Source organism: Mesorhizobium sp. M1A.T.Ca.IN.004.03.1.1 (assembly GCF_003997555.1).
GTDB lineage: Bacteria > Pseudomonadota > Alphaproteobacteria > Rhizobiales > Rhizobiaceae > Mesorhizobium.
Window position 1 is genome coordinate 1 of record NZ_RZTV01000849.1, and the last position, 246, is coordinate 246.

The 246-nt window shown below is 65.4% G+C and carries 1 pseudogene; it reads left to right on the forward strand.

Features of this window, described 5'->3' with window-relative positions:
* Positions 1 to 246: pseudogene (locus tag EOD29_RS37705) on the forward strand (hypothetical protein); the annotation flags it as partial.

Here is a 246-nt window from a genome sequence, read left to right on the forward strand (position 1 = left end):
GGGTGCAGCGGGTACCAGCCGATCTCCGTCGAGCCGTCGGCATTCGGCTGCACCCGACCGAGAAGGGCCGCCTGCTGATGCACTGGCCGAAGATGGTCTATCATTTTCACCGCGAAGGCTTCGAGCTGCCACACGGCGCCGACCTGCTCGCCGAAGGCGATGCCTACCCGAACCAGGCCTTTCGTTACGACGGCACCGCCTGGGGCCTGCAGTTCCATGCCGAGCTCACCCGGGTGATGATGCATC